The organism is Pseudoalteromonas sp. MEBiC 03607, from assembly GCF_004792295.1.
Classification (GTDB): domain Bacteria; phylum Pseudomonadota; class Gammaproteobacteria; order Enterobacterales; family Alteromonadaceae; genus Pseudoalteromonas; species Pseudoalteromonas lipolytica_C.
In genome coordinates this window covers 22002-35983 of sequence record NZ_SRRY01000001.1, presented here as the reverse complement: position 1 = coordinate 35983, position 13982 = coordinate 22002, and the positions used below count along the sequence as shown (strand labels likewise).

At 42.2% G+C, this 13982-nt stretch carries 10 protein-coding genes; 9 read left to right on the top strand and 1 reads right to left on the bottom strand.

Features of this window, described 5'->3' with window-relative positions; genetic code table 11:
• Positions 1 to 4: 4 nt before the first annotated feature.
• Positions 5 to 913 (bottom strand): pyridoxal-phosphate dependent enzyme, encoded by a 909-nt coding sequence (locus E5N72_RS00135; RefSeq protein WP_135926193.1) that lies wholly within the window; start codon positions 911 to 913, stop codon positions 5 to 7.
• Positions 914 to 1133: 220 nt separating this feature from the next.
• Between E5N72_RS00135 and E5N72_RS00130 the strand changes: the two genes are divergently transcribed.
• The 9 genes from E5N72_RS00130 to tldD all read left to right on the top strand — a co-directional run bounded on the left by E5N72_RS00130 (position 1134) and on the right by tldD (position 13810).
• Positions 1134 to 3161 (top strand): formylglycine-generating enzyme family protein, encoded by a 2028-nt coding sequence (locus tag E5N72_RS00130; protein WP_135922715.1) that lies wholly within the window; start codon positions 1134 to 1136, stop codon positions 3159 to 3161.
• 132 nt (positions 3162 to 3293) lie between these two features.
• Positions 3294 to 4337 (top strand): rod shape-determining protein, encoded by a 1044-nt coding sequence (locus E5N72_RS00125; RefSeq protein WP_054552787.1) that lies wholly within the window; start codon positions 3294 to 3296, stop codon positions 4335 to 4337.
• Entirely contained in the window at positions 4337 to 5179 is an 843-nt protein-coding gene (mreC, locus tag E5N72_RS00120; protein WP_054552786.1) for a rod shape-determining protein MreC, read from the top strand. The genes E5N72_RS00125 and mreC overlap by 1 nt, the downstream gene beginning before the upstream one ends.
• On the top strand, positions 5172 to 5651 hold the full coding sequence (gene mreD / locus E5N72_RS00115; protein ID WP_135922714.1) for a rod shape-determining protein MreD: 480 nt from the start codon (positions 5172 to 5174) through the stop codon (positions 5649 to 5651). The genes mreC and mreD overlap by 8 nt, the downstream gene beginning before the upstream one ends.
• Positions 5651 to 6220, top strand: a complete 570-nt coding sequence (locus E5N72_RS00110) for a Maf family protein (protein ID WP_135922713.1) — start codon at positions 5651 to 5653, stop codon at positions 6218 to 6220. Before mreD ends, E5N72_RS00110 begins: the two co-directional genes overlap by 1 nt.
• Before the next feature lies 1 nt (position 6221).
• The gene (gene rng, locus E5N72_RS00105; protein WP_135922712.1) at positions 6222 to 7694 is read left to right on the top strand and encodes a ribonuclease G; all 1473 of its coding nucleotides are present in this window, start codon (positions 6222 to 6224) and stop codon (positions 7692 to 7694) included.
• Entirely contained in the window at positions 7694 to 11554 is a 3861-nt protein-coding gene (locus tag E5N72_RS00100) for a YhdP family protein (protein WP_135922711.1), read from the top strand. The genes rng and E5N72_RS00100 overlap by 1 nt, the downstream gene beginning before the upstream one ends.
• On the top strand, positions 11544 to 12374 hold the full coding sequence (locus E5N72_RS00095; RefSeq protein WP_135922710.1) for a carbon-nitrogen hydrolase family protein: 831 nt from the start codon (positions 11544 to 11546) through the stop codon (positions 12372 to 12374). The genes E5N72_RS00100 and E5N72_RS00095 overlap by 11 nt, the downstream gene beginning before the upstream one ends.
• Positions 12371 to 13810: a metalloprotease TldD gene (tldD, locus tag E5N72_RS00090; RefSeq protein ID WP_135922709.1), complete on the top strand. Its 1440-nt coding sequence runs from the start codon at positions 12371 to 12373 to the stop codon at positions 13808 to 13810. Before E5N72_RS00095 ends, tldD begins: the two co-directional genes overlap by 4 nt.
• Positions 13811 to 13982: the final 172 nt, after the last annotated feature.

The following is a 13982-nucleotide window of genomic DNA, read 5'->3' as shown; positions in this document are numbered from 1 at the left end:
CTAATTAGTCGATTAAATTGCGGTATCGCAAGCCATCTAAACCTTGTAGCCCACCTGTATGAATCGCAATAATGTGTGTGTGTGGAGCAAAAAAGCCCTGCTCAATGAGTTGCCATAGTGCATACATCATTTTGCCACTGTAAATAGGTTCAAGAGGAATGTCGTGCTGGTGGTTAAATGCTTGACAAAACTGCCACAAATTAGCACTAAACTTGCCATAACCGCCATCATGAAAGTCACATAACAGCTGCCAGTTTTGTTGTTGTTTGGCGCGGTTGCTCAATTGTTTTATGTCAGTTATTAAATACTCAGCTTGCTTAAGTACAGCCACCCCTAATACTGTTGTACTTTGTGATGCGCCCTCAATTAAACCTGCTAATGTTCCGCCACTTCCCGTAGGGCATATAATATAGTCTGCTGGGGGAAGGCTTTCGGCCAACTCTTTGCAGCCTAGAAGGGCTGCTGAATTAGTGCCGCCTTCAGGTAAAATATAAGCATTAGGAAATTGATGTTGTAATTCAGCTAAGTAATTTTGATCATGCCTCAACCGGTAAGTAACACGGTCAACTGGATGTAAATTCATGCCACATTGCTTTGCATAGCGCAGTGTTGGATTTTCGCTATCAAGTTCGGGACCCCGAATTATACCATGAGTAGTAAAACCAAATAGTTTCCCCGCAGCAGCGCTGGCATGGATATGATTTGAAAAAGCACCACCAAAAGTGAGTAATTCAGATTTTCCAAGTTGTTGCATTGCGGCTAAATTAAACTTTAGTTTACGCCACTTATTGCCACTAATTTGCGGGTGAATAAGATCATCTCGCTTTATGGTGAGCTGAATTTTACGAGCAGCCAATAAGGGATGGTTTATGGTTTGTAAAGGTGACTCAAAAGAACTATACACAGCAGCAATTTTAATAAAAAACACGCTCTATTGTAGCAAACTGATCATCAACTAAGAAATTAAACTAAAATGATTTTGTTATTTACTGGCATCAACTAAGGTAATAGTTGTAAACTCAGATAATAATTGAACAAAGCTTGTGTTTTGCTTTCCAAGTACATAGCATAAGAGTTTAATTATAAAAAAATAATAATGACCAAATAATTGCCGCTTTTTGGGAATGGAATATATGCGAATCGCTCCTTTATCTCTATTTATTTCAGTTAGTTTGCTAGCAACTAGTGCATTTGCACAAGATACTGCTACGGTAACTGGTATAGAGTCAGAGATCAGTAAAAAACAAGCCGAGTACGATAACTCGACTGTTATCCTTGAAAAACACCTAAAAGAAGAAAGTCAGTTACAGAAGCAACTCGAATTATTGCGCGCACGCTCGACAGAGTTAGACAAAGAAAAAAACCAAGCGCTAGATGCAATGAACGAGATGTATCGCCGACTTATTGATGATCCAACAATAGACATTAGCAATGCACAAGCACGCTATCAAAAAGCAGTTGTTGACCACAAACAGAATAAAGATGATATTTCGATGCAATTGGCGGCAATTGCATCGCATAGAAAAGACATTGAGCAAATTCGCGTAGCTAAACATACCCAACTCAATACATTAGAAAGTTTAAAAGAACAACTCGCAACGGCGCGTGTTGAGCGTTTACGTAATGAGTTTACACGTGAAGGTACATTAGAAGTTAATCACACCATCAATTGTAAACGCACCGAAACGCTTGCTGCCTGTGAGCAGCGCGGTCAGCAAATGGGCTTGCAAAAAGCAACTAAACGTTTTGTTGATCAAATTTTTGCTAACTTAACTGAAGAGCGATTGGTTGAACCAAAACGCAATCTTGCGGGTGCGCAAGTTAAGGTGTTAAGTAGCCATGTTGTCAACAGCGCATTTAGCGGTCAAGGTAACTATAACGTCAACTTAAGCGTGACCATGCGCGGTGATGTAAATAGCAGCCGCTTATGTAGTTTACTTAATTTAGATAACCGATTCTGCGCTGATTATGGCTCGCCACTTGCAGGCAACTATCAGTCTAATTACTCGGCATCTTACCCTGATAGTCAGTTAACATTCAGTGACCCTTTGGATAATAGTCAGGTGGTATCGGTATCACGTATGACTAATGAGCCTGTTAGCGATTATTCATCAAAAAAGCCAGTAAAGGTTGAACCGTTACCTGATTTGAAAAAATCTAAAATGGTTGAGCTAACACTTCGTTCTAATGTGTATGACGATGAAGTGTTTATCGATGGCGTGAGTTTTGGTGCGACAAAATTAACCACTTCGTTGCCTGTAGGTTTTCATGAAGTTGAAATTCGCAAGCGTGGTTATAAAAGCTATAAAGCGCGTATTGATCTTCGCAAAGCGCAAACAATTCATGCAAATTTGGTAAAAGAACCAGAGCCAGTTGTTGCAGCGGTTACAGCAGCTGAAAAACCAGCAATGTCTTCACCAGTTGCAAGTATCGTCAATAAAAACAATTCAGCAGGTATCGTTGTTATTCCTGCAGGCAAATTTAAGATGGGCGATATTAACGGCAATGGTTTAGCCAACGAGCGTCCAGTGGTAGAAAAAACCATTGCTAATTCGTTTGCAATGCAAAGCAAGGAAGTGACTGTTGCAGAGTATGAGCGTTTTGTTGCAAATACAGGTTACAAAACAGAAGCTGAAAAAAATCGTGGTTGTGCTTATTACTTAAATGGTGAACCAGTATGGGAAGCTACGTTAAATTGGCGTAACCCAGGTTTCGAACAAGAAAGTGATTTTCCGGCGGTATGTTTAACCTATAACGATGCAAAAGCATACGCAGATTGGTTATCGGGGCAAACGGGTCAGTTATTTCGCTTACCAAACGAGGTTGAGTGGGAGTATGCTGCGCGAGCTGGTACTGAAACCGAGTACCCTTGGGGTAACGAAATCGGTAAAAACTTAGCGAACTGTGGTTGGTGTGGGAGCGAATGGTCAAATAAAAGCGCTGCACCGACAGGGTCGTTTTCTCCTAATGCATTTGGCCTATTTGATACAGTAGGTAATGTATGGGAATGGACATATAAAAAGCCAGGACAGTCTGATGTAACGGTTCGTGGTGGTGCTTGGAACTTTGCGCCTAGCTTAGCCCGCGTATCAACACGCCTAATTTTAGCGCCAGACTTTCGTGCAAACTATATCGGCTTTCGTTTAGTACGCGAGCGATAAATATTTAAAAAGGAAGCGCTATAAGCTTCCTTTTTTAGCAATTAATTTAAGGCAGTTGCGCTTTTTCATGATTAGCATGATAGAGTGAGAGCAGCTAGTATAAGAACGTATTTTCAAAGGTCATCCAGCCTCATGTTTAAAAAACTCCGTGGTATTTTTTCAAACGATCTATCGATCGACTTGGGTACAGCCAATACCCTAATTTATGTAAAAGAAGAAGGTATTGTATTAAATGAACCTTCTGTAGTTGCTATTCGCCAAGAGCGAGCTGGTGGCCCGAAAAGTGTGGCATCAGTGGGTACAGAAGCAAAGCAAATGTTAGGCCGTACACCGGGTAACATTAAAGCGATTCGTCCTATGAAAGACGGCGTTATTGCTGATTTCTACGTGACCGAAAAAATGCTGCAACACTTTATCAAGCAAGTACATAACAACAACTTTATGCGTCCAAGCCCGCGTGTTCTTATTTGTGTGCCTTGTGGTGCTACACAAGTAGAAAAACGTGCTATTCGTGAATCAGCGATGGGTGCTGGTGCACGTGAAGTGTACCTAATCGAAGAGCCAATGGCGGCTGCAATCGGTGCAGGTTTACCTGTATCAGAAGCAACGGGTTCTATGGTTGTTGATATCGGTGGTGGTACAACTGAAGTTGCTATTATTTCGTTAAATGGCGTGGTTTACTCTTCATCTGTACGCATCGGTGGTGACAAATTTGATGAAGCTATCATCAACTATGTACGCCGTAACTTTGGTAGCTTAATTGGTGAAGCAACGGCTGAAAACATCAAGCATCAAATTGGTTCGGCGTTTAAAACAGATGAGCCTATTGAAATTGAAGTACGTGGTCGTAACCTTGCTGAAGGTGTTCCGCGTTCATTCACACTGAACTCACACGAAATTCTTGAAGCGTTGCAAGAGCCATTAATGGGTATTGTGAGCGCGGTTATGGTTGCGCTTGAACAGTCTCCACCAGAGCTTGCTTCGGATATTTCTGCACACGGTATGGTATTAACCGGTGGTGGTGCATTATTAAAAGACCTAGACCGTTTATTAATGGAAGAAACAGGTATTCCGGTTGTGGTTGCTGACGATCCATTAACTTGTGTTGCTCGTGGCGGCGGTAAGGCGCTAGAAATGATTGATATGCACGGTGGTGACGTATTTAGCTACGACTAATGAAGTTACTTTTTGGTCGTACCATCTCTTTGCAACTGCGACTTTTTGTCGCAGTGCTTTTGAGTGTCGTGCTGATCGTGGGCGATCGCTACACACAAGGTGGTACAACAATTCGCACCAGCTTAAATACCCTCGTTAGCCCACTTATTTATCTCGCCAATTTGCCGTATGAGCTATTTAGTATTGGCGCGAAGAATCTGCACACCCGCGAACAGCTTTTAACTGAAAACGAAGCACTTAAGAAGAAGCAGTTATTGCAAAGCGAGCAACTCCAACAACTGCAATTTTTATCTCGTGAAAACGATAAGTTACGTGCTTTGTTAGGTTCATCTGCTAAACAATCAAATCGTAAAATTATTGCCCAGGTCTTGTCTGTTCACTCAAACCCATATAGTCATCAAGTGGTTATTAACCGCGGTACTACCGATGGCCTAAGTGAAGGCCAAGCAGTTATTGACGAAATGGGTGTGGTAGGGCAAATCACCCAAGTTGGTTCGACTACTTCGCGCGTGCTGTTAATGACCGACACCACCCATGCCACACCTGTGCGTATTTTACGTAACGATGTACGTACCGTGGTTGAAGGCATAGGTAAAATTAATGTAGTTAAGCTTTCGCACGTTCCGCACAGCCTTGACGTACGTATTGGTGATATTTTGGTTACCTCTGGTCTAGGTGGAACTTTCCCTGAAGGTTATCCTGTTGCTGTAGTAACTGAAATTAACCGTGACGAAGGGCGTCCTTTTGCGCAAGTATATGCTGAGCCAATTGCACAACTTGACCGGATTCGCTTGTTGGTTGTGCTGTGGCGTAATCAGCAGGAGAGCATAAGCAATGAATAGTCGTCACTCTTTGCTGATTGCTATCAGTATTTTCTTTGCATTGGTTATGGCGTTAATGCCGTTACCGATTTCGTTTGAGCCTTATCGCCCAGATTGGGTGTTAATGGTATTAATGTATTGGTCGTTGGCGGTACCACACCGTTTGAACATTGGTACAGCTTGGGTGGTCGGTTTATTAATGGACTTAGCTTCAGGCTCACCACTGGGGGTAAACTCACTGACTTACTCAGTGTGTATATTTATCACTGCTAGTAACTTCCAAAAGATTAGAAACTTTTCTTTATGGCAGCAAAGCATTTTAGTTGCTTTGTTTTTAACGCTTTACCACCTTATGCAATTTTGGCTAAATCACTTTTTAATGGGCATTTATTTTAGTCCGCATTATTTGTGGCCTGTGCTAACAGGTATGCTTTGCTGGTGGTGGATTTTCTTAATTTTGCGTAAATATCGCCGTCATTTCAGGATTAGATAATGCAGACCGCAATTTATTTGGCGTCTGCATCACCGCGCCGAAAAGAGTTGCTCAGCCAGCTTGGCGTTGAGTTTTCTCAATTTAGCGTTGATGCAGATGAAAGCCAATTTCCGAACGAATCTCCTCGTGATTATGTTGAACGCTTAGCTAGACTCAAAGCACAATCAGGTGTAGCTATGGGCTACACTGATCGCCCTGTGTTAGGAAGTGATACTGTAGTCGTCATTGATGATACAGCCCTAGTTAAACCTGTTGACCAAGCAGACTTTACAGCCACTATGCAGCGCTTATCTGGGCGCACCCATCAAGTGATGACAGCCGTTGCAATTGCAAATAGTGAGCAAGTAAAAAGTTGTGTTGTTGTCACTGATGTGACATTTAAAAAGTTAAGTGATGAAGAAATTGATGCTTACTGGCATTCGGGTGAGCCCCAAGATAAAGCTGGCGGTTATGGCATACAAGGCTTAGGCGGACGCTTTGTTAGCCATATTTCGGGTAGCTATTTTGCGGTGGTCGGCTTACCTTTATATGAGACTGAACAGTTATTAAATGAATTTTTAAGAGGGTAACATGAGCACTGAATTACTGATCAACGTTACACCGAGCGAAAGTCGCGTTGCGCTAATTGAAAACGGCGTATTGCAAGAGATCCAGCTAGAACGTATTGGCAACCTTGGCATCGTCGGCAATATTTACCTAGGTAAAATTAGTCGCGTACTTCCGGGCATGCAAGCTGCATTTGTCGATATCGGCTTAGATAAGGCGGCTTTTTTACACGCATCAGACATCGTTAATAGTGCCTCAATTGTTGAAGGTGTTGACGAACAACCAATTAAAAAAGTGCAAGATATTCGTGAACTAGTGCGCCAAGGCCAATACATCATGGTGCAGGTTGTTAAAGATCCCCTTGGCACTAAAGGCGCGCGTTTAACCACCGACATCACTATTCCTTCTCGTTATTTAGTTTTTATGCCAGATGCGACGCATGTTGGTGTGAGTCAGCGTATTGAATCAGAAGATGAGCGTTTACGTCTGAAAAAAATTGTCGCTGAATACGGCGACGAAGACGGCAGCTTTATAGTGCGAACTGCAGCTGAAGGTGCCTCAGAAGCAGAACTGCGTCACGATGCTGAATTCTTAAAAAAATTGTGGCAAAAAATCGTCAACAAACGAAAAAAAATCAGTAAAGAAAGCATCTTGCACGAAGACTTAACACTGGCATTTCGTACCTTGCGTGATTACGTTGGTGAAGACATGGAGCGTATTCGTGTTGACTCTAAACTGACCTATCAAGAGCTTAAAGAGTTTACTGAAGAGTTTGTGCCTATTCTGTCTGAAGCACTTGAGTATTATCCCGGTGAACGCCCGATCTTTGATTTATTTGATGTTGAAACAGAAATTCAAAAAGCGTTGCACCGTAAGGTTGAGTTAAAGTCAGGTGGTTATTTAATTATTGATCAAACTGAAGCGATGACCACGGTTGATGTAAATACCGGTGCGTTTGTAGGGCATCGTAATTTAGAAGAAACCATTTTTAATACTAATATCGAAGCAACCTCTGCGATTGCTCGTCAGCTACGTTTACGTAACCTAGGCGGTATTATTATTATCGATTTTATTGATATGGTCAGTGATGAGCATAAGCGTCGTGTCTTGCATTCGCTTGAATCAGCGCTGGCAAAAGATCGTGCTAAAGCCAACATAAATGGTCTATCTGCACTAGGCTTAGTAGAGATGACCCGCAAACGTACCCGCGAAAGCTTAGAGCATATTCTTTGTGATGTGTGTCCTGCTTGTTCGGGACGAGGGTCGCAAAAAACGGTTGAAACTGTCTGCTATGAGATTTTACGAGAAATCGTCAGAGTAAATCGCGCTTATGCTGCCGATAAATTTATGGTTTATGCCTCACCATCAGTGAGCGAGGCGTTGCTAAATGATGAATATCATAATTTAGCTGAACTGGAACTATTTATCGGTAAGCAAGTCAGTATTCAAACAGAGAGTTTATATAATCAAGAACAATTTGATGTGGTAATGATGTAATGAAGGCAAAAACGGTCTGCTTTTATTGTTTACGTAAGTTATGGCAAGTATTTGCTATCACTCTCGTACTGCTGGCCGTTATTGTCTCAGTCGTTAAGTATTCATTACCCTATGCTAATGATTATAAAGATGACATTGAAGTGTTCTTGTATGAGCGCTTTGATGTCAATTTATCAATTGGGTCTATCTCGGCCAGTTGGCAGGGGAAAGGGCCTGCTTTAGTTATCGAAGACATTTCGTTTGAAGATAACCAAACTTCACCTATCGCACTAACCATTGATAAAGCCAGTCTTGAAGTAAACTTATGGGAATCACTAAAAACCCGTCAGCTTAAATCGAGCTACTTTGTGATCAATGGTTTTCATGCTGATGTTGATTTACCTACCATGCTTGATTTGGGGAACACTCAACAAGCAGGCAGCTTTGAGCAAAAAGAGCTGATCGAAGGCTTGTTCCTTGGTGAAACTGGCCACTTTGCGGTGCAAGACAGTAGTTTAAACTTTACCTTGAGTGATGGTAAAAAACGTAAACTCATACTTGAAAACATTGTTTGGCAAAATACCCCAGAACAACATCAGGGATCAGGTAGCTTGGCCTTACCGGGGATCTCGGTGGGTAGTTTTGATGCTCGCATGGCCCTTAATGGCTCAACTCTTGAGACTATGGCCGGTGATATATATGTACAAGCTGCCAATGTGGATGTTTCTAAATGGCTTGCTCAATTTATCAATACCGATAAACAGCAGCTCAGCTCCGATATTAATTTACAAACTTGGTTTAGCCTAGAAAAAGGCTTGATCAGTGATGTTAAAGTGCAATGGCTACCGAGCTTTATTAATTGGCAACAAAACCAAGAAGCACATCAAATAAGTTTAAATGAAGGGGGCTTTCATTTATTTCCTTGGCAAGATAATTGGCGTTTAAAAAGCACGGGTCTCACGTTTGAACGAGACTTAAAACAGTGGCCAACACTTCAGTTTGAAGCGCAGCTAGGTGATAAAAATCAAATATGGCTTAAGCAGTTTGATTTTGGGCTGTTGGCTAAATTAGCCCAGCTTAGTAACTTTGAAGTGCTGGCACCTTTCTTAGCGCGCCAACCTAAAGGCCAACTCAGCGACGCATATGTTGAATTTGATAACCAAGATCATTGGCAATTGTGGTTTCAAGGTGAGCAGATCAATTGGTTATCATTACAGGGGATTCCTGGTGGCCAAGCAATTCGCGTTGAAGGGTTACTCAACCAATCAGCAGGGCGCATTCAATTATACGGTGAAAACAATCAGCTGTTGACCAATGGCAGTTTCAGCCAAGATATTCCCTATAACCAGTTAAATGTAGAGCTTGATTTACATCACTTTGATGATGGCTGGCGCATTAGCAGCGATAATATTTGGCTTGATAACGATGAAGTCACGCTTGCTGCAGAGATGAAACTAAGCCTGACTGACGAACCGCGTCTTGACTTATATGCCGAAGCCTATGCAGCTGATGCTAAGGTTGCAGGGCACTACTTTCCGCTACCTGTAATGAGTGAAAAGCTCGTTAATTATTTGAATGGGGCAATTAAGGGCGGCGAAGTAAATAAAGCGCAGGTATTGTTTTCTGGGCCATTTAAAGGGTTTCCATTTAAAGAGCAACAAGGTCAATTTGAAGTCTTAGCAAATGTCGAGAATGCCAAGTACAAGTTTTCACCAAGCTGGCCTGAGGTTGAAGAAGCCAACGTTATTTTGCACTTTGAAAACGAACGCATGGATATTTATAGTAAATCCGGCAAATTAGTTAACTTAGCGCTTGATGATAGTGTTCATGTGAGCATTGCTGATCTGATGCATGCTGATATGTTAAAAGTTGCTATAAATAAGCGTGCTCACGGTAGTAAGCTTAAGCCTTTCTTTGCTGCTACACCGCTGGCAAAGCCGCTTGCAAATGTATTTGATGTTGTACAAGCGCAGGGAGAAGCAACAGCAGCTATCGATTTATTGGTTAACTTACGTTCAGGCCATGTTGATGCTGTAGGCGAGGTTGAATTAGCTAACTTACCCGTTTACCTAGCCCAGCCGGGAATAACGCTGAGTCATATGACAGGCATAGTTAAATTTAATAACGACAAAATTGTGCTAAACAATGCCCAGGCAAACTGGTTAGGAATGCCACTTACCGCAAGCTTTAATAGTGAAAATGTTGGTGATAACTACCGAGCTGAAATTGCCATAGAGCTTGCCCTTGAGGCAGACCCATTGATTGAGCAAGCACATGGCTTATTGTCTGGCTATTTAGCAGGGCAAAGCAACGTTGATGTTGGTATATCGCTTAACTTTTTACCTAATGACTTTAATTATCGTGCAGACATAACGGGTAATTTAGTGGGGGTTACTAGCCAACTACCTGCACCTTATAACAAAAATGCAGAACAAACTTGGCCACTAAATGCGGTTGTGCAAGGTGATCATATTTCTAATTTAATCACAGCTAATATCGATAATAAGCTGTTTTTTAATGCGATTTTAGATAATGGCAAAAAGAAGTTTAATAATGCTCACCTTATTTTAGGGTCACAAGATTTAGGGTTAAATCGTGAAGGGTTTGCGGTATCAATCGATTTACCAGAAACCGAAATAGTGCCTTGGTTTGGCTTAATTGATCAAATTATTGCGCTTACCAAAGTTAAGTCTGATGCGCCTAGTGTGATGCCAGCTTTTAACAATGTAACTGGCAAATTTAACAAACTTGCACTGAATAATATTGATTTTAATGACTTTGAATTTAGATTAGCGCCAAAACAATCAGACTTAGAGTTAAAGTTAAATGCCAAAGAATTACGTGCTGACGCACTTATTCCAACCGGTGAAACGCGCAGGCCGATTCAAATTTTTACCGACTACTTACGGATGAATTTTTCGCCAAATGAAAGCGAGCCTTCATCTGATAAGAATGAGCCAGAGGATTTAAGTTGGCTTACGAATATACCTGCAATCGAGTTTTATTGTGAAGACTGTAAAGTAGGCCAATATCAATTAGACAAAGTAAAAAGCAGTTTAGTCGGTGAGCAAAATAAGTTGATATTCTCTGAGCTTGTAATTGATAAAGGTGATCATGTATTACGCGCAAAAGGGCAATTTGCCGATGGCTTAACTCAGTTTAGTGGTAATTTAGAAAGTGATGATATTGGTGAATTATTTGATGAGTTTGAATTAACCACCACAGTAAAAGATTCAGACGCCAATATTAAGTTTGATTTAGCATGGCAAGGCGCACCCTATAGCTTTGATGTACCAAGTTTAGCTGGAGAGCTAGATTGGCGTTTAGGAGAAGGTCACCTTGCAGAAATAAGTGATGGTGGTGCGCGAGTATTCTCATTACTGAGTTTAGATTCGTTAGTGCGTAAGCTGAAACTCGATTTTAGAGATGTATTCTCTAAAGGTTTTTTCTATAACAGTATGCAAGGCACCATGCAGCTAGAAAAGGGCATTGCTTATACTCAAGATACCAAGCTTGATGGTGTGCCTGCCGATTTAACGATTAAAGGGCATACAGACCTAAATACCTTTGAAATTGATTACGACCTTGCAGTTGCCCCGCAGGTGACATCGAGTATTCCCGTTATTGTGGCATGGATGGTCAACCCGGTAAGCGGGCTTGCAGCGCTTGCTATCGATAAAGTGATTCATTCAGCGCGAGTGATCTCAGAGATCAACTTTAAAGTAACAGGAAGTATGAACGACCCTGTAGTGAAAGAAATAGATCGTAAGAGCCGTGAAGTGACATTACCGCAAGCTGCGCAAAGCCAACCGCAGTCTTCTAGCCAATTAAAGTTAAAAGATGCCGCATCTTCAGCGAGTTTAGATACCAATGAAGGCTAATAATCAGCCACAGGTTGTGGCAGTACAAATGTGCTCAAGCATGAATGCTGAGCAAAACCTCGCTTTTCTGGCGGATACATTATTAAAGCTACCTGCAACTCGCCCATTGCTTGTGTGTTTACCTGAAAGCTTTTTGATCTTTAGTAAGCAAAGCCAAGCAAGCTATCAATTAGGTCTACAAAGCGAGACTTATAAAGCGAAACTTGCCGATTTATGTAAGCAACATGATATTTGGTTAGCGGCTGGTACACTGCCAGTGTCGCAGCAAAATGGTAAGTATCTAGCAGCCTCGTTTTTATTTAACAACCAAGGTGATGTGGTTGCGCAATACAACAAAATTCACTTATTTGATGTGGATGTTGCCGATACTACGCGCAGTTACCGAGAGTCTGATGCGACCGAAGCCGGCAAGGATATTGTGGTGGTTGATTCGCCATTTGGTAAAATTGGCTTAGCAGTATGTTATGATCTACGTTTTAGTGGCTTATTCACTGCCATGCAGCGCCAAGGAGCTGAGCTTATTTTAGTGCCTAGTGCCTTTACCACAGTCACCGGTGCTGCTCATTGGCATATTTTACTAGCTGCGCGCGCAATCGAAACACAATGCTATGTGGTTGCTGCAGCGCAGTGGGGCGAGCACGAAAATGGCCGCCACACTTATGGCCACAGCATAATTATTTCACCATGGGGAGAAACGCTCAGTGAGCTTGCCTCTGGTACCGGGTTTATCAGCCATGGGCTTGATTTAAACCGCTTGAATACAATTCGCCAAGACATGCCTGTGCAGTCTCAGCAACGATTTAGAGAGCATTTATTATGAACACGGTTGAACAGCATTTATTACATGACAGCCAACTAACTAGAGAAGAATTAGAAAAAACGCTCGCTTTTATTCATCAGCACCAAGTTGATTATGCCGACCTGTATTTTCAATCGAGTCACCACGAATCTTGGGTACTTGAAGATGGCTTAGTGAAAGAAGGCTCATACAACGTTGAGCGTGGTGTGGGTGTGCGTGCTGTTAGTGGTGAAAAAACTGGTTTTTCATACTCAGATGCGATTAACCTTGAAGCGCTAAATAAAGCCGCAACTGCAGCACGCAGCATTGCCAATGCTGGCGAAAACAAAACGATTCAGGTGTTCAGTGATGTTGCTGCTAAACAGCAGTATGCGCCGCATCAACCAATTCAAAGCATGAGCAACGATGACAAAGTAAGCCTGCTTAGAGAACTAGAAAACTATATTCGTGAATTAGCGCCGGATGCTGAGCAAGTTATCAGCTCAATGTCGGCGGTTTATGAAGAAGTGTTAATTGCTGCAAGTGATGGCACCTTTGCAACCGATATTCGCCCGCTTATTCGCTTAAACTGTTCTGTGTTACTTGAAAAGAACGGTCGCCGTGAGCGCGGTGGTGCAGGGGGCGGTGCGCGTTTAGATTATGGCTATTTTAAAGAATTAGTCGATGGCAAACCGCGTTGGATGGAATACGCCGAAGAAGCTGTTCGCCAAGCAAAAGTAAACCTTGAAGCCATTGATGCACCTGCTGGTAGCATGGAAGTTGTGCTAGGCGCAGGTTGGCCGGGTGTGTTACTACACGAAGCAGTAGGCCATGGTCTAGAAGGTGACTTTAACCGTAAAGGCGCATCGGCGTTTAGCGGTAAAGTAGGTCAAAAGGTGGCATCTGAGCTGTGTACAGTCGTGGATGATGGCACCATTGCAGATCGCCGTGGTTCATTAAACGTGGATGACGAAGGGACACCAGCTGCGTATAACGTGCTTATTGAAAACGGTATTCTAAAAGGATACATGCAAGATAAGCTAAATGCCCGTTTGATGGGTGTTAACCCTACTGGTAATGCACGCCGCGAATCGTATGCTCACTTACCTATGCCGCGTATGACCAATACGTATATGTTAGGTGGCGAGCACAGCCAAGCCGATATCATCAGCTCGGTGAAAAAAGGTATCTTCGCGCCTAACTTCGGTGGTGGCCAAGTGGATATCACGTCAGGTAAGTTTGTATTTAGCGCCTCTGAAGCTTACTTAATTGAAAACGGTAAAATCACCCAACCTATTAAAGGCGCTACACTGATTGGCAATGGCCCAGAAGTGATGCAGCAAATTTCGATGGTAGGTAATGACTTAGCCCTTGATAAAGGCGTTGGCGTATGTGGTAAAGATGGCCAAAGCGTACCTGTTGGTGTGGGTCAGCCAAGCCTTAAAATTGATAACCTTACTGTGGGTGGTACGGCTTAAAAGACTCCATCACATGGCAGGTTAAACTCTTAACCTGCCTCATTTATCTTCGCTTTCTGTTTACACAAAAACTTACACAAATTTTGTATCAATAAAGGTACTTTTGTCGTTAACTTAATTGTGTGAGCTAACCTATTGCTTACAGCAAAAATAAAAATAGCATTATAGGATC

Excerpts from the sequence above, each read along its gene's own strand:
- E5N72_RS00130 (WP_135922715.1), top strand. The coding sequence starts at position 1,134 with ATGCGAATCGCTCCTTTATCTCTATTTATTTCAGTTAGTTTGCTAGCA.
- E5N72_RS00125 (WP_054552787.1), top strand. The coding sequence starts at position 3,294 with ATGTTTAAAAAACTCCGTGGTATTTTTTCAAACGATCTATCGATCGAC.
- mreC (WP_054552786.1), top strand. The coding sequence starts at position 4,337 with ATGAAGTTACTTTTTGGTCGTACCATCTCTTTGCAACTGCGACTTTTT.
- mreD (WP_135922714.1), top strand. The coding sequence starts at position 5,172 with ATGAATAGTCGTCACTCTTTGCTGATTGCTATCAGTATTTTCTTTGCA.
- E5N72_RS00110 (WP_135922713.1), top strand. The coding sequence starts at position 5,651 with ATGCAGACCGCAATTTATTTGGCGTCTGCATCACCGCGCCGAAAAGAG.
- rng (WP_135922712.1), top strand. The coding sequence starts at position 6,222 with ATGAGCACTGAATTACTGATCAACGTTACACCGAGCGAAAGTCGCGTT.
- E5N72_RS00100 (WP_135922711.1), top strand. The coding sequence starts at position 7,694 with ATGAAGGCAAAAACGGTCTGCTTTTATTGTTTACGTAAGTTATGGCAA.
- E5N72_RS00095 (WP_135922710.1), top strand. The coding sequence starts at position 11,544 with ATGAAGGCTAATAATCAGCCACAGGTTGTGGCAGTACAAATGTGCTCA.
- tldD (WP_135922709.1), top strand. The coding sequence starts at position 12,371 with ATGAACACGGTTGAACAGCATTTATTACATGACAGCCAACTAACTAGA.